The sequence below is a fragment of the Thermacetogenium phaeum DSM 12270 genome (assembly GCF_000305935.1).
Classification (GTDB): domain Bacteria; phylum Bacillota; class DSM-12270; order Thermacetogeniales; family Thermacetogeniaceae; genus Thermacetogenium; species Thermacetogenium phaeum.
The window spans coordinates 155,899-179,012 of record NC_018870.1; the positions used below are offsets into that span (position 1 = coordinate 155,899).

A 23,114-nucleotide genomic window follows, 5' to 3' on the forward strand; every position below is an offset into this window, starting at 1 on the left:
TACCGGCGAGCGACCTATGGAAGGCCGGGTAACAGGACAGGCGAAGCGAGGATGACAGGTCGGGATGCGAGTACAGACACCTGAAGAGTTTCGATGGAATGGATTCGCTGCGAGGCCAAACGCTGCAATTGGCAGAAGCAATTCGCAACTTGTTACGCAGCATTCCAGAGCTGTCCCGAAGCGAGCCGTAGTCCTGTCCGGCCTGGAATCGGGAGTCGAGCGGTAGACCGGCGGGTGAACTTGACGTATTTTCAGGGCAGATTGCTTAGTTGAAAATTGAAGGAGGAGAAATGAGATGGAGGATCTTTATGGAAGAAGAATCGATTACCTGCGTGTCTCGGTAACCGACCGCTGCAACCTGAGGTGCATCTACTGCATGCCGCCGGAAGGGGTAAAGCCCAAGGAACATAACGATATCATTCGTTTCGAAGAGATCTTAGTAGCAGCGGAGGTGGCTCTGGAGCTGGGTATTAACCGCTTCCGGTTGACAGGTGGCGAGCCCTTAGTCAGAAAGGGGATTATCCCGTTCATCGGCGCTTTATCTATGCTGCCCGGAATAGAAGATGTATCTCTTACCACTAACGGAATTTTGCTTTCCCAAATGGCTGGACAGTTAAAGGAGGCGGGGATCCGACGGATCAACATTAGCCTTGATACCATGAACCAAAAGACTTATCGGGAGCTTACCAGAGGGGGAGACTTAAGGGCTGTCTGGGAGGGGATAGAGAAAGCCCTGGAAATCGGATTTGATCCTGTAAAGATCAACATAGTAGCCCTAAGGGGTATAAACGACGAAGAGTGGGTGGATTTTGCCCGCCTCACTATGGACAAGCCTTTACACATTCGCTTCATCGAGCTCATGCCCATCGGCGCAGGCTGGCAAATGGCGAGAGAGAACTACGCCTCCTGCCGGCAGGTTAGGGGGGTGATAGAAAGAGAGCTGGGCGAACTCACCCCGGTCATTGACGTCGAGGGAAACGGCCCTGCCGAATATCAGCGATTGCCGGGAGCGGTTGGTACGATCGGCTTCATCCATGCCGTCAGCGAGCACTTCTGCGGGAGCTGCAACAGACTGCGCCTTACAGCAGATGGTAAACTGCGGCCCTGCCTTTTTGACCGAAGGGAGATCGACCTGAAAGGAGCAATCCGGAGAGGAGCGGGCGGAGAAGAACTGCAACGGCTATTTAGAAAGGCCGTGCAACTTAAGGCGGCAAACTACCAGATGGCTGCGCGAGCTGGCAAAGGTGGGCGGTCGATGGTCCAAATAGGGGGATAAATCACGAAACGCATGAGCAGGGGGATTTTAAACGATGAGTTTTTTAAATGAAATTAAGCAACGCTTTGTTGAACATCTGAGGAACGAGGGTGTATCACTAAATGAAGTTGCCGAAGTGATAAGCTCGCGACCTTTAACTCCAGAGGAAGCTATCGGGAGACCGGAACGAGACGATTTTCCTCTTCTGAAAGGGAAGGAATTTATGATCGAGGCGAGATTCAGGGGGTGCAGCGGTCAGGCCTTTACCGATATGCCGAGGAGCTTTACCGCAACGCTCGGAGAAATACTATCTCTGTCAACTGACCGCAACGATCACAGAGCAATCTTGATAGCGTCCTTGAATGCGGTGATGAGGTATTTAAACCGAATAGAAAAAACGATCCACTGCCGCGATGAAGAACCGCGGTTGTGTGCTGAACGGTTGGTTGAGTACGTGTGGACACGATTTGGGAACCCGCGGATAGCATTTATCGGCTTACAACCGGCTATGGTTTCTGCCTTGGCGAAACATTTCAGGCTTAGGGTCACCGATTTAGATCCGGAGAACGTAGGTCAAGTAAAGGGTGGGGTGAAGATAGAAGACGTTAGCGCTACCCGGGAGGTGCTCGAGTGGAGTGACGTTGTGTTGGCTACAGGAACGACAGCCGTAAATGACACATTGTCCTCGATAGTGGGTAGCGAGAAGCCGGTAGTTTTTTACGGTGTTACCATTAGCAGCATAGCCTATTTAGCTGGGTTGGAAAGGTTCTGTCCGTTTGGTCATTAAACAAAAGGGCCTATAAGGAGGCAGCGAGGGAAAATGAGAACGGCAAATTTAATCCGTAAAACCGGATTTCTGTTTACAGTAATACTGGTTGGAGTGCTATTCGTCTCGGGGTGCAGCGGTAAGACGGCGGCGGAAATGAAACCCCGAGAACCAAAGTCTCTCTTAGTATACTGCAGCGCGGGATTAAAGGATCCGGTGGAAGAGATCTGCCAGGCCTTTAAAAGTCACTACGAGGGGCTTGACATCAATTACAGCATCGCTGGTTCAGCCCAGCTTAATAGCCAGATCCTGTTAACGCAGAAAGGCGATGTTTACGCAGTCAGCGATGAAGAGGAACTAAAGCCGCTGCAGGACAAAGGATTGGTAGCGTGGGAGAGAAGTTTAGTCTACCATACACCTGTTTTGGCAGTACCTAAGGGGAATCCTGGCGGTATTAACAAGTTATCAGATCTGACAAGGCAAGGAGTACGTGTAGCTCTGGGGGACGCTGGTGCGGTGCCAATTGGTAAAATAGCGGACAAAATGTTGGAGGAAAACGGAATTTTGGAAGCGGTAAATAAGAACGTGGTTGTAAGGACGGCAACAGTAAATGAGTTGCTGGTTTACTTAAGCTCGCGGCAGGTTGATGCAGCTATTGTTTGGGAAGAAAACTGCAGGAGCGCCAAAGGTACAGTTGAGGTAATCAAAATCCCCGAGCTGGAAGAGTACGTCAAAATAACGAAGGCTGTTGTGCTCAGCTGCTCACAGGAGAACGAACTTGCAAGAGAGCTTGCCGAATTTATGGGTTCGCCTCAAGCAATGGAGATCTGGGAAAAGTATGGTTACAGACCGGTCGCCAGCTAGGAGGTGGCGCCGTGAGGGACCAATTGACCAAATTCTTTAACTTCGTGATTACAGGTGCTTTGCTGTGTTTGATAGTGGTTTCCGTGGGAGCGGTGCTGATAAGGGGATTGCCGCAGCTCATCGATCACACGAGAAATTCCGAACTGCTATTTGCGCTTAAGCTCAGCCTTTTGACGTCAGTGGTGTCTACTTTTATGTGTTTATTGGTAGCCATACCAGTTGCATATACACTTACACGCTACCGATTTCCGGGTCAGGGAGTAATAGCCAGTATCATCAGAATTCCCTTAACTATGCCTCCTATTGTTAGTGGGGTTTGCCTTCTGCTTTTTTTGGGAACAACGGTCTTCGGAGAGGCTCTATCTCGAATAGGAATAAATTTTATTTTCACCGTCCCTGGCATAATTATGGCCCAGTTCTTTGTGAATGTGCCTTCGCTAATTACGGTGCTGAAGGCGGCAATTGAAAATATCGACGTCCGCTTAGATTACGTAGCCAGAACGTTGGGGTGCAGCGCCCTCGAGGCCTTTTTAAGGGTCGACCTGCCGCTCATGCGCAAAAACATAGTTGCCGGACTGGTTCTGACCTGGGGTAAGGCTTTGGGTGAGTTTGGAGCGGTGCTTATGGTGGCCGGGGCTACAAAATTTCGAACTGAAACACTTCCCACATCAATCTATCTCAATATGGCTACTGGGGATATGAGTGCTGTTATGGCGTCTACCAGTATACTGATTCTGATTGGTATTGCGGCTTTGGTAGCATTTGAGCTTCTAGCAATAGAAAATTGGGAGAGGACTCGGGTGCTATGAGAAAATGATGCGGATGAATGCAGGTTATCTTAGACTGTGTGGTATCAGCAGGAAGATAGGAAATTTTGAACTCCGCAATATTTCGTTAGGCGTAGAAAGAGGAGAGTATTTTGTTATTCTCGGACCTTCAGGAGCAGGGAAGACGCTGCTTTTGGAAACCATTGCCGGCTTGCAGCGGGTAGATGAGGGTGAAACATGGATTGGAGAAATCAACATAACCCATTGGCCGCCGGAAAAAAGGCAGTTTGGTTTTGTGTATCAAGATTGTGCCCTGTTTCCACACCTGAATGTAAAGGACAACATTGCGTTTGGCTTAAAAGTTAGAAGGTTGTACTCCCGCATTGTACAGAAAGAACTGGATGATATAGTGGATTTATTGGGCATTTCTCATCTACTTGAGCGGTACCCTGCTACTCTGAGTGGTGGGGAGAAGCAACGAGTAGCTCTAGCCCGCGCCTTGGTGATGAAACCCCGAGTGCTTTTACTTGATGAGCCGCTTTCGGCTCTGGATGTGCCAATGAGGGAGGCGCTGCGCGACGAACTGAAACGTCTGCATCGGTTGACGGGGATGCTTATGATTCATGTAACTCACGATTTCACAGAGGCTATGTTATTAGCAGACCGGGCGGCAGTTATCGTTGATGGGGCATTAGCTCAAGTGGGGTATCCGGATGAGATCTTCAACCGGCCGCAGTCAAGAGCAGTAGCCGAATTTGTGGGAACACAGAATGTTTTTCAGAGTAAAGTGATTAATCAGAATGGAAAAAAGTTCGTGCAGTTTGGGAAAAGTCAATTGGCTGTAGAAACAGACTTAGAGGGAACAGTTAACTTCTCTTTCAGACCGGAAGATGTTGTGTTATCTTCTAGCCGGCATCCCGTTAATTGTTTGCGAGGTGTTGTTGATTTTATAGCGCGGCAGGGGTTGTTTACTAGGGTAGTGGTAGAGGTGGAAGGAGTTGGGGTGGTGGCTTTACTGGCCTCAAACAATGGTAGCATGTATGCTCTTAACCCGGGAACTCCTGTATTTTGCGTTATCCCCCCGGAGGTAATAAACGTTTTTCCTGATAAGTGATAAAGTGCGGGCGCGAGCCAGGGCTTCGTTCGTCTGTCGGCAGAGGCAGTGGGTGACGGTGGGTATTCGCTCTTAATTCGTGCGGCTTTCAGACACTCCGGGTGAGAATTCCTTCTCCTGCGAGGTCTGGGAGGCGACTATGGGCCTCCGCCGCTTTTTTGGCGAACCCTGCGCTGTTCGATAATCATTTTCAATATATAGCGCCAAATCTTGAGGATCTTAGAAAGGGGAGATTAAGCCCTGCACTGGAAGATCACTCACGGTATCGAGTAAACACTCCTGTAATTCGCGACCTGGAGAGGTTCAGCGATGATGTTTACGGCGCCTGGCTGAGCCTGGATATATTTTTCAAACCGGCCAGCTACCGCCAGGCAACAGGGCGCACGCTGCCGGGCGGGGGATGGCCTTGATAGGAGGCTGAAAGAATGGCAGACCTTACCCACTTCAACAGGGAAGGGCGAGCCCGCATGGTCGAAGTAGGAGAAAAACCGACCACCACCAGAGAAGCCGTAGCCCGGGGCACGGTTTTCATGCAACCCGAAACCCTTGAACTCATCAAAAGCGGAGGCATCGCCAAAGGAGACGTCCTGGGAGTCGCCCAGATAGCCGGCATCATGGGAGCCAAACGCACATCTATACTCATCCCCATGTGCCACCCACTCTTCCTCAGCGGCATTGACCTCAACTTTCGGGCCGACCCGGAGCGCAGCGCCGTAGAGATCGAAGCCCGGGTTAGATGCCAGGGAAAAACCGGAGTAGAAATGGAAGCTCTGACCGCCGTAAGCATAGCCGCCCTCACCATCTACGACATGTGCAAAGCCGTAGACCGCGGCATGGCCATCGGAGAAATCCGGTTAATAGAAAAAACCGGGGGCAAAAGCGGAACCTACAGAAGGGAAGGGGAGAAAGAATGGGAAGAATAGTAGCCGTATGCACCAGCCGGAACACCGGAGAGCGCAAAAAGAACATCGGCCGGGGAACCCTGATCGCCGGACACGGGCTTGAAGGGGATGCCCATGCCGGCCCCTGGCACCGGCAGGTCAGCCTCCTGGCCATAGAAAGCATCCGGAAAATGCAAAACAAAGGCCTTGACGTAGGGCCCGGTGACTTTGCCGAAAATATCACAACAGAAGGGATTGAAATCGCTGCCCTTCCTCTTGGAACAAAACTGCGGCTGGGGAAAGAAGCCATAGGGGAAGTCACCCAGATCGGAAAAGAATGCCACAGTCGATGTGCCATCTATCACCAGGCCGGGGACTGCGTCATGCCCAGGGAAGGGGTCTTCATCAGGGTACTCCAGGGAGGTCCCATCGAAGTCGGAGACGAGATCGAGATCATCGAAACACCCCAAAAGGAAGTGACGGAAAAATGAAGGTGGCCATTCTCACAGCCAGCGACAAAGGGTACCGGGGAGAGCGGGAAGACCGCAGTGCCCAGGTCATCAAAGAGATGCTGGTTTCCCTCGGTGCGGAAGTCATCGCCTACGACATCGTACCAGATGAAAAGGAACAGCTGATAGCCAAACTGCTCGAATATACCGACCAAAAGCGGGCTGACCTCATCCTCACCACAGGGGGCACCGGACTCGCACCGCGGGATGTCACCCCCGAAGCCACCCTGGCCGTAATCGAGCGGGAAATCCCCGGCATAGCCGAGGCCATGCGGGCAGAGGGGCTCAAGCACACCCCTCACGCCATGCTCTCCCGGGCGGTGGCCGGGAGCCGGGGGAGAACCCTGATCATCAACCTGCCGGGCAGCCCACGCGCTGTGAGGGAGAATCTCAGGGTTATTATTCCTGTCTTACCCCATGCTCTGGAGACCATTCAGGGAAGAGGGAATGAGTGCGCCAGGATGCGTCACGAGGAAGAGGTGGAGGGGTAGGCCGTGGCGGCATGATGGTCTGCGGATTAATAAATGATTGTCGATGGTTATGGAGGGATTGAATGAAGAAAATCGACGTTCTGAAATATGATCAGATTGCTAGAGAAGTATTCGCTCCTGTATACCCGCTTATTGCAGAACAGATTGTACAAAATACCGGTATAAAAGAGGGGATCTGCCTGGATATCGGCAGCGGCGGAGGATATCTGGCCATTGCTTTAGCAAAAATTACCGATTTAGATTTCTATCTACTAGATTGTTCTCAAGAATTTCTCGCCATTGCCAGCAAAAATATTGCCGATCACGGGCTGAACGGTAGAGCAAAAACACTGCACGGTGATGTACATCAAATACCTTTGGATGATTGCTCTATCAACCTAGTCGTGAGTAGGGGGTCATACCGCTTCTGGAATGATCAAAGAAAGGCATTCGAAGAGATTTATAGAGTGCTCGCTCCTGGGGGAATGGGTTATGTCGGAGGGGGGCTTGGCTCTTCTGAAATTAAAGAGCGAATTTTCAAAGAGATGCGTGTGAAATATAGTGAGTGGTGCGATCTGATGGAGGGGCGAAGAAAAAATAACGTTCAAACTCTTAATGAAAACTTACGGAAAGCAGGGATATTGACTTACGAAATAAACAGAGACGATACCGGGCTGTGGATTAAAATAATAAAATAATCGAGGTATAGCTGCTGGTCCGGTAAGGCGAAAGAGGAGCGTCGATGCATGTCATTTGATCTTACCCAAAGGGTTTCGATACTCCATGTTAAAAGCGGGGTTAGAGCACTCGTTGAGGATACTTTAGTCTCAGAGCATTATCTCACACTTTTTATCAACGGCAGGAAGCGGGTGACTTTTTCTTGTCTCCCAGAGTATTTAGAAGAAATGATATTGGGTTATTTGCTCAGCGAAGGAGTTGTGGAAAAGACGTCAGATGTGGAGAAATTAAATTTTTCTGAAGATGGGCATAAAGTGGATGTTTCAATAAAAAACGGTGTGCAATTACCGATTGAAAGTAACTTTGATTGCGGTAGGCAACTTGCAAACTTTGATGCTGTCGTTCAAGAGGCAGGCCTAAAAAGTCTGGAGGGAGCTCCATCTTTCTCTGTTAGTAAAATCTTAAGTTATTATGAGCGTTTCATTGAACAGTCACATCTGTATAAAAAGACGAGAGCCGTGCATAATTCAGCTCTATGTAATGAGGGTGGGATTTTATTTGCAGCTAAAGACATCAGCCGTCATAACGCCATAGATAAGGTCATTGGCATGGCGCACAAAAAGGGGATAGCGTTGTCGGGCACCTGCATTCTCACCAGCGGAAGAGTGCCGTTGGATATAGCGCAATTCCCTGAACTTCGCCAGAGTCGAGATTGACGGCAGGGCTTACTACATTAAAACCAAAGGAGTTGATTTGAGCAATAAGATACTGCGCCTGCTGCGCATAAACAACCGAACAATGTGATAGCTGCTGATGATTTCCATGATTAGGTAATGTAGTGGAAAAATGCACGCTTTTTAAAAAACTTTTTCAGGTTTCATGCGGGTTTGAACAGGGTCATCTGATAAACTATACCGATTGACATCCGTGATCGGTTTACCAGCTAATGTTATTCAGTGCCATTAAATTCCTGGGAATTAGCCGCTTTCACCCAAGGTGATAATAGCCGCTTACGGCTGACGTTAGGGTCGACCCCTTCGCACATAAAGAAGCAGATAGCCAAAAAGGGATCATCTTCAACTTCGGCAACATCAAGCACACGGTTCAGCAAAAAGGGAGCGGCAGAATAAAACGTCTCAGCCCAGCGCAGATGTGTAAAGCGCTCGCTCTTCTCCGGAACCAGAAGCCGCATGTGGTTCAATAACCGGTGGCTGACCACCAGGGTCAGCATGGCCACCAGCACCAGCGCCTCTACTACATCATCCTCTCCGCTTGAGATCACATCCAGCTTATAGAGGCGCTTCAGTTCTTTGAAAACCAGTTCAATGCTCCAGCGTGCCCTGTAAAGGAGTGCCACATCCTCTGCCGCAAGCTGATCCGGGGAGATGTTGGTGAGGTAGAGGTGATACTCCCTGGTTTCCTGGTTGAATACTCCCACTAGGCGGTAGGTCTCAACAGCCTTAGAGGATTTGCCCTTGTAAGATCTGCGGTTGAAGGAAACCTCGACCAGGACATCGAGCACATCCCGCCTCAAACGGGGGAGTACCTCCTTAAGCTTCTTACCGGCCAGGTCGATTGCCTGGCCTCTGTAGGTCCGCAATACCGACACGATGGTGGGGTTGGCTGTATTTTTGAACCGGCTCACGAAGTAGCCGCCGTTTCTTTTTATCCGGCTGAACAACTGATACTTGAAGAAACCCAGGTCGAAGAGGAGGATGTTGTCCTTTACCCAGGACCCGATGCGTATGGTCTTGATATCGGCGGTCTTGCCGGGATAGATCCTGATGCTCTTTGTGTTGCCCGTGATCCCGAGCACGGTGTGTATCTTAAGCTCGGCTTTGCCCCTTGCCCCGGGGAACTGTTTGGCCAGCTTCTCGTGCAACCTTACGATTGTGCCATCTGCTATCACCAAATCCTTGAACCCTTTCAGTTTTTCCGAGAGCACGAGGCTGGTGTGACTGGCAAGTTCCGCTCTTGGTTCGCCAGGCACTCCTTCAAAAAGGCAACCAACCGCCTGTTGAAGCGCTCGTAAAAGGAGGACGGAACGAGGGTCTCGGCTGATGCCGCCTCGTAAGCCCGCCTCAGCGAGGCGAGGGTGCGCTGCGCTCCAACTCCAAAACCGAGCACCAGGACCCAGAACAGGATCACCGGGTCGATCTTCCGGTTGCGCTTCACGCAGCCGACTTTGGCTGCCGTAGCCCTCAGCCACTCCGGAGGGAACATTTTGTTCATTACTTTTTCAATCTCATGCGGTTCGATCTTACCGGGAAGTGGAATCAATGTTGAACCTCCTCTAAATTATTAGTTTGGAGGAGAATTCCACACAGGGAGGGGCCCTTTCCTCTTTTTTTAAACAACAATTTTCATCAGTTATTTTACCAGGAATAATACACTATCTTTGGTGGTTTATGGTATATTTCGGGCTTAACCGAACACGAATGTACCGATTGAAGAAGTTAATCACAGTTCAATTTTATAGTCCTTTAATTTTTTGTAGAGAGTGGTTCGTCCGATACCAAGAATTTCTGCAGCTTTTGCCGTGTTTTTTTTGGTAAGGCGCATGGCTTTAATGATTGCATCTTTCTCCAATTCTGCAATACTGAGGAGCTCTCTTCTATTTTCCGGACTTTTTTCTTCACAAATTATCTCCAATGGTAAATCATTGGCAGTAATTGTTTTACCGTTACACATATAGACAGCATGTACTATTGCATTTTCCAACTGCCTGATATTACCCGGCCAATGATATGTGGAGATCACCTTGCGGGCATCTGCTCCAATTTCAGGTGGTTTTTTGCCAATCTTTTGGCACGTTGTTTCTACAAAATATTTTGCCAGTATAAGCGCGTCGTTTCCTCTTTGTCTTAACGGAGGAATCTCGATTTTAAGTACTGCCAAACGATAATACAAATCTTCTCGGAATTGCCGTTTTCTTATCAGTTCAAGTAAATCTTTATTAGTTGCTGCAATAATCCTGACGTTGACAGGAATGTATTTTGTTCCACCGATACGCATCACTTGTCGTTCTTCTAAAACACGCAGCAAAACCGGCTGAAGCTCAATAGGCATGTCTCCGATTTCATCTAAAAAAAGCGTCCCGCCGTTAGCCAATTCAAACTTCCCAGGACGGCCTTTTCTATCAGCACCGGTAAAAGCCCCTCCTTCATAACCAAACAATTCACTCTCAATTAAATTGCGAGGCATGGAGGCGCAATTAACAGCCACGAAAGGACCATCAGGACAATAACTATTATGTATCGCCTGAGCAAAAAGCTCTTTGCCAGTACCGCTCTCTCCTATAAGCAATATATTAGTATTTGTTAAAGCAACTTGTTTAGCGAAACTTATGGCTCGCCTTATTTCTTCACTTTCACCAATAATATCATCAAAAGCAAAATAAGCCTTCGTACCGCCACGTTTCGCAATAATCTTGTCCATTCGAGATACTTTTGTCATATAAATCACTGCACCTTGTCGACTTACCTTCTTATCATCCCAAATGTGATCAATGCTGATCAGGTACTTTTTGTCATGAGAATCATAGCCTACTGACAATTCAAGATCGTGAACATTATAACCGTTCAATAAAGCGTCCCTAATGCTTGCATCTACACCAAAATATTTGGTGTAATGCTGGTTAATAGCATGGGTATCAGTAATACCTAGCATCTCCATTGCTTTCTTACTGATATGGGTGATCATTCCGTTGCCGTCCAAAGTTACAAAGCCTTGCTCGGCAACTGATAAGGATTTCTCCAGCGTTTTATAAGCTGTTTCTAATTGCAAAGTCTTGCGTTGAATTTCATACTGCTTGGTAATCGCTTCCGCCATAGAAGTCACCCATCCAAGCGTATGCGCGTAAATCTTTTGGGAGTTGTTAAGATCTCCGTAGTCCTGCATAACACTTAATGATCCAATAACTTCACCGTTACTATTCAAAATAGGCGCTGCTGAAGCAATATGATGTTCGTGAATCACCAAGTAATTATTAGGACCGATCAGTTGAACAGGTATCTTATGGATAATAGACAATATATTTGCATTTGTACCAATAAACTCCTCGCCGGCCGACAGAAATTTTATACTTCGTTTACGTTGGTTAATATATTTAAAAGCATTTTCATTGCCTGCGTTGTACAAAACTGTACCATACCTATCAGTTAGCCCCAAAATGTAATCAGATATCGTCAAAAAAGGCATGAACTTTTTAATAAATGGAACAGCCGTTTGGATTAAAAGCTTATTGTCATGAAAGGCTTTTTTAATTACATTTTCGTCCGGTGCCTTTTGGCTCTTAATATCAAATGGATTTACGCCATAATTCTTTGACCGGATCCATGATTCGGCCACTTCCGGGCAAATGTCGGGGTTTTTTCTAGGGTCTTCATCTTCTTCAAAAAAGCGCCTTTTAGCCATTAATGAAACGAGGTACGAAGCTGATAGTTGTTGACCCTCGTGCCAACTGGTTGGCGACTAGAGCGGAACACCATCTGCAACTTCGCCCGGGAACGGATGGGGCCTTAGCCCTGGCCTTGCTTTATGCTGTCATCAAAACCGATAAATACGACAAGCAATTTGTGGAAAAATGGTGCTATGGCTTTGACAAACTGGCGGAGAGAGTTGCCCAATATCCTCCCGAGTGGGCGGAAGAGATTACCGGCGTGCCTGCTGAAGATATCTATGCTGCTGCTGAGTGCCTTGTTCAAAAACCTTCCAGTGCCTGCACTGGTGTTGCCATTGACCAAAACCCCAATTGCATTCAGATTGCCCATGCGCTTTACAGTATTTTTGCTATCACGGGCAATTTGGACATCCCTGGTGGATTGTTTATGGGACAGCCGCAGTTTTTTGCCGGCGCTGCTGTAGATTCTAATGAAGACGAAGAAGAGTTTGAAGGTATCGGCTATCGTGAATTCCCTGCAATTCCCATGATAGTAAACACTACACATCCCGATTGTACCTTGGAAGCTTTAGAAACCGGTAAACCGTATCCCATTAAATTTGCTTTTATCCAGAGCACAAATTTCCTTGCTTCTTCTATAGTAGTCCAACCCAAGCGATGGTATGAAGCGATGCGAAAATTGGAATTTATAGTTGCGTCTGATATTTTTATGAATCCAACAATAATGGCTTTAGCAGATCTGGTTTTGCCTGTTTCTACTTCCCTGGAGCACGATGGAATCGTTATGAATAGTATGGCTTCTCAACCAGGCCAGTTTGGTGCTCTCGTCAAAATCATTGATGACTTTGGTGAAACCAAGAGCGATTTGGAAATTGTTCTTGATTTGTATCATCGCTTATATCCAGACAGCAATGATCCTAGATGGAAAGATCCAGAAAGCTATCTGACACATGACATGGTGCAAATACCCGGTATTGGTGTCACCTTCCCCGAACTTAAAGAGCGCGTAATAGGTCAATATGAGCTTGAATACCGTAAATACGAAAAAGGTCTGTTACGAGCGGATGGAAAACCTGGTTTCAATACCCCTACCGGTAAGATTGAATTGTATAGCACCATACTAGCGTCACTGAATGAAGATCCCCTACCTTATTATATCGAGCCCAAGTTCAGTGCGGTCTCAAGACCAGATATTGCCAAGGAATATCCATTGATTATGACTACCGGTGCCAGACGGTTTACCTATTTCCATTCAGAACATCGTCAGATTAGTAAATTGCGAGAAATCCACCCATGGCCAACGGCAGAAATCAATCCGAAAACGGCTGCGGAAAAAGGCATTACAGAAGGTTCTTGGATATATATTGAAAATCCTTGGGGAAAAGCAAAAGTTGTTGCTCACGTGACTCCGATTGTTAAAGAAAATGTTGTATCCGTGGATCACGGATGGTGGTATCCGGAAAGAGACCCAGAAAAACTTTTTGATGTTTGGGAACCCAGCATTAATAGTTTAATTCCACACAAGGAAATTGGCAAACTTGGTTTTGGTACGCATTATAAGTGTATGCCGTGTAAAATTTACAGAGCTGAATAGCGCAGGGAATAGGAGGGAATGAAGATGGCACAATATGGTTTGCTGATCGATAATGAATACTGTACCGGGTGCCGCAGTTGTGAAGTTGCTTGTAAAAATGAGAACGATCTGCCCTTAGGGCAATGGGGCATTAAAGTGCTAGAACTTGGCCCGTGGAAGCTGATGGATGGCAAGCACTGGGAGTTTCGTTATATACCAGTTCCTACTTCATATTGTAATCTCTGCCAGCATAGAGTAGCTAAAGGAGAGCAACCTTCTTGTGTTTTACACTGTCTTGCTAGTGCCATTGAATATGGCCCAGTGGAAGAGCTTGCTGCAAAGTTGGAGGCTAAAGGAAAAAAGGCATCGATTTTCATACCTTAATTTATAGTGTAATGGGTTTTAGGAGGGATAGATATGTGTTTTCGGCCTCCAAGGGTTAACAAGTCAGTAAAATGCCCTGAATGTGGAGCCATTAATCCTGCCACTGCAAAAAACTGTATAAAATGTAAGGCCAGTTTGGATTCAAAGGACAAAAAAAAATCAAAAGAAAAAGAGTGAGAGTGACATTTGCTAGAGCACCTGATACGGTTGGTTCAGGTGCTCTTAGTTTACCGGTGTTCGACGGTCAGATCGTATCTACCGAGAATGAGGCCTGAAAGGAATAATAATAAAAAACTGTTTAATCCAAGTCTCATTTTGAAACCATTGCTGTGGACTGAGCCGGTATCTGCAGACTATCGCCGACGTTATCTGGGTTTAGTGGTGCTGTACCCTTGGGGGATTTTACCGTCAGAATGGCATGATATTTGCTATATGATTTCGCTGCAAAAACCCCCCAAAAACACCTTGTAAATCGACATTAGAAGGAGGAAATCTTTCCATAACAACGAATCATAGAGATATAGCAAAAAACAAGAAGCAATAGTAATCAAAATTTAATTTTAGGGTGACAGGTCATGTTCAGAGAGAATAAATCACATTTGCAAACAGAACTATTCAATACCACTACCTTAATGCACCCCAGAACAATAGCGCAGTTAAAGAAGAGTTGGGCGCCTATCTACTATGAACACGTTTTTTGCCGGATAGACGAAAAGAAGTTTGCGCACCTTTATTGCGAGAATAACGGCAGCCCCAATAAACCGGTGAACATCCTCCTTTCCCTGGAATTTATCAAGCACCTTTACGACTATACCGACGAGCAACTTTTGGAGCAATATTACTTTAATTACCAGATAGCCTATGCCTTGGGCCAACGTAACCTGGGCGAACTCTATATCTGCGAAAGGACCCTCTATGACTTCCGCCGGCGGCTCTACGAATATACCATCCAGCACCCCGAAGAAGAGGACCTGATATTTCAGCAATTTCAGGGGCTCCTAGAGCACTTTCTTGCCATAACCAAAATCAAGACGAATGAACAGCGGATGGATTCCACCGCTATCATGCCCAATATCAAACGCGCCGGCAGGTTGTCCTTAGCCTTTGACGTTTTAAAAAAAGGAGTAGCGGCATGCCCCCAGGAGCTGTTGCCGGAAAAGCTCCAAAAGGTTTTAGAGCCGGCCTTTAAAACTGAGGTCCTCTATCGCTCCCGCAGCCAGGACGTCCAGGCCAGGCTAGAAAAGATAGTGGAATTGCAAGAAGAGCTTCTGGCTTTAACCTCCAACCTGCCGGAAATCCAAGCCAAGCCGGAGATAAAACTCGTCCAGCGCTTTATTGATGAACAAACCACCTATGACCCGGAACAAAAGAAGAGGATTGTCAAAGAAAACAAAGACATCCGCCCCGACTCCTTACAATCGGCCTACGACCAGGACGCCACCTTTCGCAAGAAAGGGAATAAAGAGCAGGTGGGTTACGTCTGCAACCTCACCGAGACCTGTAGCGAAGAAAATGACGTCCAGTTCATTACTGACTATGTGCTGGAAAAGAATACTAAAGCCGATGTCGAGATGGCTGCCGAGCGCCTACCCAAAATAAAAGAGCGCACTGGCGTAACGGACCTCTACACCGATGGCGGCTATTACGGCGAAGACCTCCACCGTAAGGCCGAAGCAGAACTGAATGTAAAGATGCACTATACCAATCTAACCGGGCGGCAACCGGAGGCAGGTAAAATACCCCTGACTGCTTTTAAAATCGAAAACCGGCAAAAGGTCTTAGCCTGCCCGCAACAGCAGACCCCTACCCATACCTTTTATGACGAAGCCAAGCGCAAGATTACAGCCTGGTTTGACCCCCAAATTTGTCGGGAGTGCCCCCTCCACGAACAGTGCCCGGTGAAGATCCAGAAGAAAAAAGCCTTGTTGCAATTTAATCAAAGCGCTCTTTTAGCAGCAGAAACCCGCCAAGAAATGGCCGATAGCCAATGCCGGCGGGAAAATACCAGCAAACGGGCAGCCATCGAAGGAACTGTCTCGGCCATAAAACGCGGTCACGGTGCCCAAAAGCTAACCGTAAGGGGTCAAATAAAGAGTGCTTTGGTAATGGGCTTTAAATGTATTGCTCACAACTTTCAACAGCTGAAGAACTGGTTTCACATTAAACGCAAAGAGGCTAGGGAAATATCTGTTAAACCCAAAATATCTTTGCCAGGGGTTGGTGTCCCTATCTAATGGAATAACCAGGAAAAACGGAGTGGAACAATAGTTTTAGGCACACTGTAATGCGCTATATCACCTATAAAATACCATTTTTTGTTGTCAAAGAGCTTTTGTGTACTTGTATGGGTTAGTTGTTTTGGGGTTTTTGCACCAGAATCGCTATATTACTTTTTTTAAAACCAATATTCCCAACAATCCAGGGTAACGAGTATCAAAATGGGAAAGGGTTTGTTGATGGAGAAAATTTCGGAGGAGCGTCGATCATTTTGTTTGATTTGACCAAAAAAGTTTCAATAGTGTATATCAGTGATGGATTTAAAACTGTGATTGAGGATACTGTAGTGTGCGAGCATTACCTTACACTTTTAATAGACGGCAAGAAACGAGCGACCTTTTCTTGTACCCCAGAGTATTTAGAAGAAATGATATTAGGCTATTTGCTCACCGAAGGAATTGTGGAAAAGATAGAGGATGTAGAAAAAGTGGCTTTTTCTCAAGATGGGCATGAGGTAGATGTGTCAATTAGAAAAGGCATGCAATTACCGATAACGGGAGAGAGCAACCTGGATAACAGAAGACAACATCCAAACTATAGAAGAACAGCCTTCCAGCAGCCGGGGCTAAAAAGAACGGATTGCTCTATATCTTTTTCCATTTCAGAGATATTAAGAAATTTTGAACGTTTTATTGAGAAAGCTCAGATGTATAAAAAGACGAGAGCGGTTCACAGTTCAGCTTTATGTAATGAGGATGGGATTATATTTGTCATTAATGATATCGGTCGCCATAACGCCATTGATAAGGTAATCGGAATGGCGCAAAAAAAGCGAATAGCATTGTCGGGAACCTATATTGTGACCAGCGGGAGAGTGCCGACAGAGATAGCGAGAAAAGTGATAAAGGGCGGTATACCCATGCTGGTTGCCCGGTCGGTTGCCACGTATGAAGCTATAGAGCTGGCAAGGCGGTATGACCTGATTTTGGTCGGTGGGCTTGGGTATGGACAAATCAAGGTATACAATGGCGGTCAGCACTTAGTAGACGAAAAACTTTAATGTTTGACTCTTTGGCCTCGCTATTTTAGGGTCTTCGGCAGTAGGCTTCAATGCCAGTCATCTGGTGCGGATATTGGAACATTGATTTAATTAATATGCCGGTTTAGCCGGCTGTTGGCCGGTATTCGGCCTGGGGGGAATGCATTAATGAAGGCGAGCGGAATAATCCTGGCCGGTGGAAGCAGCTCGCGCATGGGAAGGGATAAGTCTCTCATGGTATACAACCAACAAACGCTGATAGAACGGACTGTGAATGAGCTGCGGAAGGTCGTGGATGAAATAGTTATAGCCAGCAACAACACCTCTAAATACAGCATTCCCGGGGTTATTGAGGTTCCGGACCTTTACCCCGGAATGGGGCCACTGGCCGGGATCCATGCCGGACTGAAGCAGATCAAGCACCGATATGCCTTTGTCATCAGCTGTGACATGCCGCTTTTTAGGGCCGAACTGGCGAAATATCTTTTAGAACTCAGCCCCGGCTACGATGTGGTTGTTCCTCAAATAAACGATTACTTGGAACCACTTTGTGCAGTTTACTCGAAGGAATGTCTGGAGCCGATTGAAAGTTGTTTAAAGGCGGGGGTGAGAAAAATTATCTTATTTTTTCCCCAGGTCAGGGTGTTAACGATAGGGCGTAGAGAAATCGAAAACATTGGTAATCCCGAAGAGCTGTTCTACAATCTGAACACACCCGAAGATTACAGGCTGCTGCTGGAGCGCCGACAGAGCCGACAGAAGGGGCAAGAAGAACATTGCGATGAGGGGGTATCAAATTGAAAAACTGTAAGCCGGTAATCTCTATTGTGGGTAAGTCTGGTGCAGGTAAAACAACGCTGCTGGAAAAGGTTATCAAAAGGCTGAAGGAAGATGGAATTAGGGTTGCTGCCATCAAGCACGACGCCCATCGATTCGATATGGATAAGCCGGGAAAGGACACCTGGAGGATGGCTCAGACAGGGGCTGATGTGGTGGTAATCTCTTCGTCGGAAAAAATGGCCATGATCGAAAAGGTTCCCCGGGAAAAGAGCCTTGATGAAATTATTGAGATGCTTCCCGATGTAGACATTGTGCTAACCGAAGGCTATAAGAGTGGCGACAAGCCGAAGATCGAGGTCTTCAGGTCGGAAGTGCATAAAGAGCGGCTCTGCTCCCCCGAGGAGCTTATCGCCATCGTCAGCGATGTGGAGTGGGACGATCTCGAAGTCCCCCGTTATCATCTCGACGACATCGACGGGGTAGCAGGAGAAATAAAAAAGTACATCGAAGCTTACGCTAACAGCTAAGAAAATTCCTGCTATCTCCACTTTATCCAAACCGGTTGCGGCCGCTTTTACCCGCACGGCGCCGTTTTCGTTGCCGGGATTGTTCCTCGGAGGGGGGTCTTGAGGAGGATTAAATTGAAGATTAATGTTTCTCTGGAAGAAGCTCAGGAACTGGTTTTGAGCATGGTCAACCCTGTGGGCGAAACCGTCGTCTCCCTGCCCGCTGCTTTGGGGCGCGTCATCAGCCGGGATCTCATAGCCCCTTTTAGCGAACCTTCCTTTGATAAGTCAGCATTTGACGGTTATGCGGTCCGGGCCGGGGACACTAGATCGGCGTCTTCTGCCTCCCCGGTGGTTTTGCAGGTCATCGAGGAAGTCTCTGCAGGAAGTGTGCCTGTGAAAAAGGTTGTCCCCGGATGTGCGATAAGGATTATGACGGGGGCACCCCTTCCTGAAGGGGCGGATGCGGTGGTGCCCTTTGAAGATGTTGAGGAAGCTTTGGGTTCGATCGTAATAAGACGGCCTCTGGCTGCGGGGAGCGGGGTTATCCCAACGGGCAATGATGTGCTGGAAGGTGAAGTCATTGCCCGCCGCGGAAGGCGGGTTAATGCGCTGTTGATAGGTGTCCTGGCTTCTCTCGGCATTACCAGGGTGCCGGTCTATGATCAGGTGAGAGTGGCGATCATCAATACCGGAAGCGAGCTTCTCGATCCGTCCGAAAAGCGGCAGTTGGGCAAGATTTATGTCAGCAATCGCTATCTCCTTGAAGCTCGGTGCAGGGAGGTGGGGGCGGAACCGGTATACCTGGAGGGGGTTCCGGACGAAAAAGGAGCCATAGCCGGTTCTTTGAAGAAGGCGCTGGAAAAGGCCGATCTGGTAATCACCACCGGGGGAACATCGGCCGGCCGTTATGACGTCATTAAGGAGGCTTTATCAATAATCGGAGCCCAGATCCTTTTCTCGAGGGTTGCCATAAAACCCGGCAAATCGGTCATCGCCTCCCATAAAGACGAGAAGATAATCCTCTCGCTTGCGGGCAATCCGACCGCTGCCATGGTAACGTTTGATTTAGTAGCTGTTCCGGCAATAAAAAGGATGTCCGGTCTGGAAGACCCCTTGCTGCCGGTGGTTACCGGGATCCTGGCCGGCGGCTTCCCCAGCACCAGCCCCCGGCGGCGGCTGTTGATGGCCAGGTGGAAGAGGCAGAACGGGCTTGGCCTGATAGAGCTTGCAGGAAAGCAAGGCAATGTCTTAAAGTCCTCGATAGACTGTAACCTCTTAGTCGATGTGCCTGCAGGCAGCCCACCGCTGGCTGCAGGACAGTCGGTTGCTGCGTTTGTGGTTGGAAATCTCAATGATTCCCTATCGGAGGACGAATGAAAGCACGAGCTCTTAAGGCCCGGTTGGGACCCACTTACATCGACCTCTGTAAGCCATAAACAAAAGGGAAGAGTAAGGCTTAAGAGCGGTGATCCAGGCTGATCCGGTCAAAGTATCTCTTGAGCGAGGCGATGTCCTCTTCATTGGCGATCCGCTCTTTTTTTCTTTTGTTATTCGGATTTTGGATTTTCCTTAAGCATTTTGGGCAATAGAAAAAGCGGGCTGTCTTGTACTCCATGCTCTCAAACCAACTCCAACCGCAGGAATCGCAGTCCACCCGGAACCACTGTATCTGAAACCCCTTTTGACCGTTTAGTTCGACATCGTTCATCTTTCTCTACCTCCATCCTTTGCCCTGAAAGGGTTAATCCATTAAAGTTTATATTCTCGGTGATTGTCGGTTCTTTCACCTTTCTCCGAAAGATATTTTCTTACTTTTTAATCCCTTTGTAAACCCGGAAGCAATTTCCAGGAAACGGTGGCAGCCTGGCAGCCGGAACCGGCTTTCCGGTGAAAGGAAAAGAAAAACCGGCCTTTCCCGGTGACAACCGACCGTAAAAAGGATTGACAACCGGCCGCTGTATGTTAATCTAGTTGTATGAACATGATTTAAAATGGGACAGAGTTGATTAAGTCAACGGGTGCTGCTTATGGTTCAAGAAGACATGATAATTGATAAGCATTCGGTAATCCCAATTTACTATCAGTTATTTAAATACTTTGAGAAGCGGATCCGCAGCGGCGACTTCAAGCCTGGAGATGCCCTCCCAACGGAGATGGAGATAGCCGAGCGTTTCGGAATCAGCCGCATGACCGTGCGCAGGGCTATCGCGGAGCTGGCCAATCTGGGCATGGTCTACACCCAGAAGGGAAAGGGAACCTTTGTTGCCAGGCCGAAGCTGGACAACGTCGTCTTCAACCTGGACAACTTTTACGATGAGGTCAGGCAGAAAGGGCTGGAGTGCCGGACCAAGCTCCTGGAGGCGAGGATAATCAAAGCGGACCCGTTGACGGCCAAGAGGCTGCAGATAGATGTCAACACCAGGTGCCTCTTCTTCCGCTTTGTGATCACGGCGGATGAAGAGCCGCTGGCATACGAAACCAAGTACACCATCTACGCAAAGCAAAAGCCCATCCTGGAATCGGAATTAAAGGATTCATCTCTCTCCCGGCTGGCTGCCGTTCACAGCGACAGCACGCCAGTCAGTTCCAAAAAGGTTTTGATGGCATCCCAAACGACCGAGGAGGAATCGGAGATCCTGGGTGTTGCCTGCAATACCCCCGTCATTTTGGTGGTGCAAACCGTCTATGATCAGAACAAAAAGCCCATAGCCTGGGGGAAGACGCTCTACAGAGGAGACCGGTACAAGCTGACCATCTATGATGGTTGGTTGAGTGGGGATGAGTAAAATATAAGGGGGTAGACCGGGGGTGCATAATTTGGCGATCGACAAGGATGAGCTGGTGATGGCCATGGCCAACCTCGAAGAGGAAAGGGTCCTCGATCTGGTGCGAAGGGAGATCGAGGCCGGTAAGAGCGCTTTCTCCATAGTCGAACAGTGCAGGCGAGGGGTGGAGGTCGTCGGCAAGAGGTACAGTGAGGGCTCCTATTATCTCTCCGATTTGATTATGTCGGAGGCCATCTTAAAAGAGGTCATGGAGATGATCGAGCCCTACTTCCCCCAAAACACCATGGAAACAAACGGCATCAAGGTTGTTATGGGTACAATCGAGGGGGATATTCATGACCTGGGGAAGAACATCGTCATTTATCTTCTCAAGTCGATAGGCTTTCAGGTTTACGATCTCGGCGTGGACGTTAAGCCGGAAAAATTCATCCACGCCTTGAAAGAAACGGGTGCCTCCATCCTGGGCGTTTGCGTTCTGCTGACCTTCTGCATCGGCTACGTCAGGAAGCTGGTCGACCTTCTGGAGGAGTGCGGGCTGAGGGACAAGGTCACCGTTGTTCTGGGAGGCTACCCCGTAGATGCCCTGGTGAAGGAGTACACCGGTGTTGACTACTACGCCAACGACGCTGTGAAAGCGATGGAGATTTTTCGGGGCTTTATACCCGAAGAGAAAAAGGAAAGTTGGCCGTTTAGGGCTTGAGGCCGGTATGCTATCCGGTATCCGGTTCCGGCCGCTACTTAACGAACAAGAAGGAGTAAGGGAGTAAGAGGGAGATAAATGGATGTTTCTGGAGAAATTATCTTGATTTTAATATTTGTATATACATAAGTATAATAATATAATTTTACATATAGGACAATCCGTCGACGCCGGCGGCACTGGGAGAGGAACAAAGGCAAAAGAATCATTACCGGTATCCTTGGATTGCGCGGTGGAATAACAGAGCTGCCCGGCCCTCAATTGTTACTCTCTTCTGAGCGCTTTTTATGCTGTCGTTATGGTAAACATGTAAAGTATGACTTGAAAAGTATATAGAAGGATTTGTGTTCGGGCCGGGCGGAAATTTTTTGCGTGGAAAACTGCCGGTAACACGGCCGTGAGGGGGTTGAAACTCTTGTTAATCATCGGGGAGAAGCTCAACAGCACGATTCCTAAAGTGCGGGAGGCCATTTGCAACAAGGATAAGGAGTACATCCAGGAGCTCGCCCGGAAGCAGGTGGAGGCTGGCGCCGACTACCTGGACGTAAACACCGCAATGGAGAATGAAGTGGAGGACATGCAGTGGGTTGTGGAGTGCATCCAGGAGGTTGTGGACGCACCGCTGTGCATCGACAGCACGAATCCGGCTGCCGTCAAAAGGGGGCTGGAGGTGTGCAAGACCCGGCCGATGATCAACTCCATCACCATGGAGAGGGACCGCCTGGAGGGCATTCTGCCGCTGGCAGTGGAATACAAATGCCCTCTGATAGCTTTAACCTCCGACGAAAAGGGCATACCCAAAACTGTTGACGAAAGGATGCGGATCACGGAACAGCTGGTAGAGGTGCTCGTGAAAAACAATTACAACCTGGAAGACCTCTACGTCGACCCGCTGGTGCTGCCGCTTGCCGTCAACAGCAGCAACGCTTCCATCTTTTTTCAGAGCCTGACCGGGATCAAAGAAAAATTCCACCTGAAAACAGTTTCCGGCCTCAGCAACGTCTCCCATTCCCTCCCGCTGAGGCGGCTCATCAACAGGTACTTTCTGGTGATCTGCATGAGCTGCGGCATGGACGCCGCCATTCTGGATCCCCTCGACAAGAAAATCATGACGGCGGTTACGGCGGCCGACCTGCTGCTGGATAAGGACCGCTTTGCCCGGAAGTATCTCCAGGCGTACCGGGCGGGAGCGCTGGAGGATTAAAAGAAAAGGCCGGGATTGAACGGACTGCGCGGCGCTCTCGTGCGCACGAAACAGGGGTAGGCTTGTTAAAAGCCTGCCCCTGTTAACTGTTTGCGGCGGTTATGGAATCGGGGGGGACCGGCGGTAAGCCTGCAGCCGGTATCGGTTGCCCCGTATTTAAATCCGGTTCGGTAGGCCGGTACGGTGCCTGGAAAAATGGATCCCCCGTGCCGCCGC

The 23,114-nt window shown here is 48.4% G+C and carries 24 protein-coding genes; 20 read left to right on the forward strand and 4 right to left on the reverse strand.

Translation table 11 applies throughout. From position 1 onward, the window contains the following. The first annotated feature begins 295 nt into the window (after positions 1-295). From moaA to TPH_RS00870, 10 genes are all read left to right on the forward strand, one after another. On the forward strand, positions 296-1,276 hold the full coding sequence (moaA, locus tag TPH_RS00820) for a GTP 3',8-cyclase MoaA (protein WP_015049326.1): 981 nt from the start codon (positions 296-298) through the stop codon (positions 1,274-1,276). A 34-nt stretch (positions 1,277-1,310) separates the two neighbouring features. Then, the gene (locus tag TPH_RS00825) at positions 1,311-2,042 is read left to right on the forward strand and encodes a Rossmann-like domain-containing protein (RefSeq protein WP_015049327.1); all 732 of its coding nucleotides are present in this window, start codon (positions 1,311-1,313) and stop codon (positions 2,040-2,042) included. Between the two features lie 33 nt (positions 2,043-2,075). Then, a complete protein-coding gene (modA, locus tag TPH_RS00830; protein WP_015049328.1) occupies positions 2,076-2,885 on the forward strand; it encodes a molybdate ABC transporter substrate-binding protein in 810 nt (269 codons plus the stop codon). Between the two features lie 11 nt (positions 2,886-2,896). Next, complete coding sequence (locus TPH_RS00835) at positions 2,897-3,694, forward strand: ABC transporter permease (RefSeq protein WP_015049329.1); 798 nt, start codon at positions 2,897-2,899, stop codon at positions 3,692-3,694. Positions 3,695-3,698: 4 nt separating this feature from the next. Next, positions 3,699-4,766: an ABC transporter ATP-binding protein gene (locus TPH_RS00840; RefSeq protein ID WP_049886052.1), complete on the forward strand. Its 1,068-nt coding sequence runs from the start codon at positions 3,699-3,701 to the stop codon at positions 4,764-4,766. A 425-nt stretch (positions 4,767-5,191) separates the two neighbouring features. Continuing rightward, positions 5,192-5,689: a cyclic pyranopterin monophosphate synthase MoaC gene (gene moaC, locus TPH_RS00850; protein WP_015049331.1), complete on the forward strand. Its 498-nt coding sequence runs from the start codon at positions 5,192-5,194 to the stop codon at positions 5,687-5,689. Further along, positions 5,677-6,138, forward strand: coding sequence for an MOSC domain-containing protein (locus TPH_RS00855; protein WP_015049332.1), 462 nt, complete (start codon positions 5,677-5,679; stop codon positions 6,136-6,138). The genes moaC and TPH_RS00855 overlap by 13 nt, the downstream gene beginning before the upstream one ends. Beyond that, positions 6,135-6,647, forward strand: a complete 513-nt coding sequence (locus TPH_RS00860; protein ID WP_015049333.1) for a MogA/MoaB family molybdenum cofactor biosynthesis protein — start codon at positions 6,135-6,137, stop codon at positions 6,645-6,647. The genes TPH_RS00855 and TPH_RS00860 overlap by 4 nt, the downstream gene beginning before the upstream one ends. A gap of 62 nt (positions 6,648-6,709) precedes the next feature. Further along, a complete protein-coding gene (locus TPH_RS00865; RefSeq protein WP_015049334.1) occupies positions 6,710-7,324 on the forward strand; it encodes a class I SAM-dependent methyltransferase in 615 nt (204 codons plus the stop codon). Between the two features lie 48 nt (positions 7,325-7,372). Beyond that, entirely contained in the window at positions 7,373-8,020 is a 648-nt protein-coding gene (locus TPH_RS00870) for a formate dehydrogenase accessory sulfurtransferase FdhD (RefSeq protein ID WP_015049335.1), read from the forward strand. A 233-nt stretch (positions 8,021-8,253) separates the two neighbouring features. On the opposite strand, the gene TPH_RS00875 is transcribed toward TPH_RS00870, so the two are convergent. The 3 genes from TPH_RS00875 to TPH_RS00885 form a co-directional block, all read right to left on the reverse strand. After that, positions 8,254-9,294 carry an IS4 family transposase gene (locus tag TPH_RS00875; protein WP_330216578.1) on the reverse strand — a complete coding sequence of 347 codons (1,041 nt, stop codon included), beginning with the start codon at positions 9,292-9,294 and terminating at the stop codon, positions 8,254-8,256. Further along, entirely contained in the window at positions 9,231-9,584 is a 354-nt protein-coding gene (locus tag TPH_RS15295; protein WP_015049337.1) for a hypothetical protein, read from the reverse strand. Before TPH_RS15295 ends, TPH_RS00875 begins: the two co-directional genes overlap by 64 nt. A gap of 180 nt (positions 9,585-9,764) precedes the next feature. Continuing rightward, a complete protein-coding gene (locus TPH_RS00885) occupies positions 9,765-11,720 on the reverse strand; it encodes a sigma 54-interacting transcriptional regulator (RefSeq protein ID WP_015049338.1) in 1,956 nt (651 codons plus the stop codon). A 2-nt stretch (positions 11,721-11,722) separates the two neighbouring features. On the opposite strand from TPH_RS00885, the gene TPH_RS00890 reads away from it, so the two are divergent. The 7 genes from TPH_RS00890 (at position 11,723) to TPH_RS00920 (ending at position 19,585) form a co-directional block, all read left to right on the forward strand. Then, positions 11,723-13,300, forward strand: a complete 1,578-nt coding sequence (locus tag TPH_RS00890) for a molybdopterin-dependent oxidoreductase (RefSeq protein WP_015049339.1) — start codon at positions 11,723-11,725, stop codon at positions 13,298-13,300. A gap of 24 nt (positions 13,301-13,324) precedes the next feature. Beyond that, complete coding sequence (locus tag TPH_RS00895) at positions 13,325-13,663, forward strand: oxidoreductase (RefSeq protein ID WP_015049340.1); 339 nt, start codon at positions 13,325-13,327, stop codon at positions 13,661-13,663. A 575-nt stretch (positions 13,664-14,238) separates the two neighbouring features. After that, entirely contained in the window at positions 14,239-15,897 is a 1,659-nt protein-coding gene (locus TPH_RS00900) for a transposase (protein WP_015049341.1), read from the forward strand. Between the two features lie 254 nt (positions 15,898-16,151). Further along, complete coding sequence (gene fdhD / locus TPH_RS00905; RefSeq protein WP_015049342.1) at positions 16,152-16,940, forward strand: formate dehydrogenase accessory sulfurtransferase FdhD; 789 nt, start codon at positions 16,152-16,154, stop codon at positions 16,938-16,940. A gap of 147 nt (positions 16,941-17,087) precedes the next feature. Further along, positions 17,088-17,720 carry a molybdenum cofactor guanylyltransferase gene (gene mobA / locus TPH_RS00910; protein ID WP_015049343.1) on the forward strand — a complete coding sequence of 211 codons (633 nt, stop codon included), beginning with the start codon at positions 17,088-17,090 and terminating at the stop codon, positions 17,718-17,720. Then, positions 17,717-18,226 (forward strand): molybdopterin-guanine dinucleotide biosynthesis protein B, encoded by a 510-nt coding sequence (gene mobB / locus TPH_RS00915; protein WP_015049344.1) that lies wholly within the window; start codon positions 17,717-17,719, stop codon positions 18,224-18,226. The genes mobA and mobB overlap by 4 nt, the downstream gene beginning before the upstream one ends. Before the next feature lie 114 nt (positions 18,227-18,340). Further along, a complete protein-coding gene (locus tag TPH_RS00920; RefSeq protein WP_015049345.1) occupies positions 18,341-19,585 on the forward strand; it encodes a molybdopterin molybdotransferase MoeA in 1,245 nt (414 codons plus the stop codon). Positions 19,586-19,664: 79 nt separating this feature from the next. Here the strand turns inward: TPH_RS00920 and TPH_RS00925 are convergent, their stop codons facing one another. Beyond that, complete coding sequence (locus tag TPH_RS00925) at positions 19,665-19,916, reverse strand: hypothetical protein (RefSeq protein WP_015049346.1); 252 nt, start codon at positions 19,914-19,916, stop codon at positions 19,665-19,667. Positions 19,917-20,235: 319 nt separating this feature from the next. Between TPH_RS00925 and TPH_RS00930 the strand changes: the two genes are divergently transcribed. The 3 genes from TPH_RS00930 (at position 20,236) to TPH_RS00940 (ending at position 22,898) form a co-directional block, all read left to right on the forward strand. Continuing rightward, positions 20,236-20,994, forward strand: a complete 759-nt coding sequence (locus tag TPH_RS00930) for a GntR family transcriptional regulator (RefSeq protein ID WP_015049347.1) — start codon at positions 20,236-20,238, stop codon at positions 20,992-20,994. A 22-nt stretch (positions 20,995-21,016) separates the two neighbouring features. After that, positions 21,017-21,694, forward strand: a complete 678-nt coding sequence (locus TPH_RS00935; protein ID WP_015049348.1) for a cobalamin B12-binding domain-containing protein — start codon at positions 21,017-21,019, stop codon at positions 21,692-21,694. Positions 21,695-22,100: 406 nt separating this feature from the next. After that, positions 22,101-22,898, forward strand: a complete 798-nt coding sequence (locus tag TPH_RS00940; RefSeq protein WP_236608806.1) for a methyltetrahydrofolate cobalamin methyltransferase — start codon at positions 22,101-22,103, stop codon at positions 22,896-22,898. Positions 22,899-23,114 lie beyond the last annotated feature (216 nt).

What these genes read in the sequence shown, in the direction of transcription:
- TPH_RS00885 (WP_015049338.1), bottom strand. Translation starts at nt 11,720, where the DNA reads ATGGCTAAAAGGCGCTTTTTTGAAGAAGATGAAGACCCTAGAAAAAAC.
- TPH_RS00930 (WP_015049347.1), top strand. Translation starts at nt 20,236, where the DNA reads ATGGTTCAAGAAGACATGATAATTGATAAGCATTCGGTAATCCCAATT.
- TPH_RS00925 (WP_015049346.1), bottom strand. Translation starts at nt 19,916, where the DNA reads ATGAACGATGTCGAACTAAACGGTCAAAAGGGGTTTCAGATACAGTGG.
- mobA (WP_015049343.1), top strand. Translation starts at nt 17,088, where the DNA reads ATGAAGGCGAGCGGAATAATCCTGGCCGGTGGAAGCAGCTCGCGCATG.
- TPH_RS00840 (WP_049886052.1), top strand. Translation starts at nt 3,699, where the DNA reads ATGATGCGGATGAATGCAGGTTATCTTAGACTGTGTGGTATCAGCAGG.
- TPH_RS00890 (WP_015049339.1), top strand. Translation starts at nt 11,723, where the DNA reads ATGAAACGAGGTACGAAGCTGATAGTTGTTGACCCTCGTGCCAACTGG.
- modA (WP_015049328.1), top strand. Translation starts at nt 2,076, where the DNA reads ATGAGAACGGCAAATTTAATCCGTAAAACCGGATTTCTGTTTACAGTA.
- TPH_RS00895 (WP_015049340.1), top strand. Translation starts at nt 13,325, where the DNA reads ATGGCACAATATGGTTTGCTGATCGATAATGAATACTGTACCGGGTGC.
- TPH_RS00865 (WP_015049334.1), top strand. Translation starts at nt 6,710, where the DNA reads ATGAAGAAAATCGACGTTCTGAAATATGATCAGATTGCTAGAGAAGTA.
- TPH_RS00825 (WP_015049327.1), top strand. Translation starts at nt 1,311, where the DNA reads ATGAGTTTTTTAAATGAAATTAAGCAACGCTTTGTTGAACATCTGAGG.
- TPH_RS00855 (WP_015049332.1), top strand. Translation starts at nt 5,677, where the DNA reads ATGGGAAGAATAGTAGCCGTATGCACCAGCCGGAACACCGGAGAGCGC.
- TPH_RS00900 (WP_015049341.1), top strand. Translation starts at nt 14,239, where the DNA reads ATGTTCAGAGAGAATAAATCACATTTGCAAACAGAACTATTCAATACC.
- moaC (WP_015049331.1), top strand. Translation starts at nt 5,192, where the DNA reads ATGGCAGACCTTACCCACTTCAACAGGGAAGGGCGAGCCCGCATGGTC.
- TPH_RS00860 (WP_015049333.1), top strand. Translation starts at nt 6,135, where the DNA reads ATGAAGGTGGCCATTCTCACAGCCAGCGACAAAGGGTACCGGGGAGAG.
- TPH_RS00870 (WP_015049335.1), top strand. Translation starts at nt 7,373, where the DNA reads ATGTCATTTGATCTTACCCAAAGGGTTTCGATACTCCATGTTAAAAGC.
- moaA (WP_015049326.1), top strand. Translation starts at nt 296, where the DNA reads ATGGAGGATCTTTATGGAAGAAGAATCGATTACCTGCGTGTCTCGGTA.